2 protein-coding genes are annotated in these 1488 nt (G+C 66.6%); one reads left to right on the plus strand and one right to left on the minus strand.

From position 1 onward, the window contains the following. Positions 1-229: hypothetical protein (locus ACZ5CR_RS44985; RefSeq protein WP_468869387.1), on the minus strand; the 229-nt coding region annotated here is incomplete at its 3' end. Positions 230-426: 197 nt separating this feature from the next. Between ACZ5CR_RS44985 and ACZ5CR_RS44990 the strand changes: the two genes are divergently transcribed. After that, positions 427-1488: endonuclease domain-containing protein (locus ACZ5CR_RS44990; protein ID WP_468869389.1), on the plus strand; the 1062-nt coding region annotated here is incomplete at its 3' end.

Raw genomic sequence — 1488 nt, forward strand, 5'->3', positions numbered from 1 at the left:
CCCTGCCAGCAGGCAGGCGGATCTGGAGCTCGATGGCACCGTCCGGGTACCTGTGCCGGGCATGAATCGAGGCCCAGTGCCAGGCATCGTCGGTCCAGATCCATGCGGCGGGTTCATGCCCGACCGGGTACACGTCGGTGCGGACGCCGCGGATTTCGTGCTCGGCGCGAGGTGGGGCCTCGATGGGGTCGATGGCGGGGGCGGTGCTCGGCGGCTCCCAATAGAACATGAGTGCGATAGTAGGTGATGACCTCGCCCTAAGCGACGTCTACGTAACGGGTGCCCTGCGCCAGCAGCTCGGATGGCGGCTCGACGGTGACACCGCATGTCAGTGGCGGCTGCTACATCTCTCTTGTGCGGGAGCAGCCCAACGATGCTGCGACTACAACAGGGCTGCAAGCAACCAGACTTCGGAGGTGCAGAGTGGTGTTGCGGTACAGCGAGATGTCTCCGTCTGCGAAGGCGTCCTACCTCGCCGCCCACCCCCAGTGCGCGATCTGCGGGCATATCGCGCGCTCCATCGACCATGATCACGAAACGGACCTCGTGCGCGGCGCGCTGTGCCAGCGGTGCAACGGACGCCTCGGCTCCCTGGAGGTGGCCTTACGCATTCCCCGGCGGGCCTTCCAGAGTCTGGCCGGGGACTTGCATCGCTCCTATGCCCAGACCGGCACTGTGGATCTCAGGCGGTTCGCTGACGACTTTCCGTATCTCGGCATGACGAGGGGCGAATACCTCCGTCGGCTGGCTGCCCTCCAGGCGCAGCTGACCCAGCGATACGTCTACTGGACTGAGATCGGCCTTAACCCACTCAGTCGCGACACCGTCTGGACCAAGACGGGGCCACTCATCGACGATGAAGAAGTCGAGAAGGTCCTGGGACGGCTCCAGGACCCTGCCAAAGTGCCACCGCATTTGACTATTCTGGCCACTCTGGAGCCCGATGACGGCGTCAACTCCCCAGGCCCGCGAGCACTGACGTTTGCGCACCGCACCCCCGGCGCACTGGAGTACCTCCTGGAGCTTCGCCGCGCCGACGACTCGCCCAGCGCGCCGATGCCTGGCTACGAGGAGAAGTGCCGAGCCTTCGTGCGCGATGTCGTACCGATTCTGCTGAGCCGGCCCCTCAAGTTGTCTGAACTTCGCGCGACGGGCTGGGTAACTGATGAACCTGCCGATGAGGATGCGCTCCGCGAGCTGATCGGTGAGAGGTACTCACCTCGTTGGGTCGATCTGGCCGTCCGGATCGCCCTCGAGGATCTCGGCGATAACCTCCCCGACCGGCGCTGGGCCTCCTTCACCAAGGCCCGGTGGCATTGGCAGAAGCTGTGCGCGCACTGGCACAGTCAGCGCCCCGAAAGCCCAGGACGGGTGAGGGACCCGCAGCGCCAGGCGTCCCGCACGGACTGCACGGCCCTGCCTCCGCCGGCCCCGTCAGGGATGGCGACCCGCACGGTGGAGGGGGTGGGGGGGTGGCGGGGGGGGGCC

The organism is Streptomyces sp. NPDC031274 (assembly GCF_055570235.1).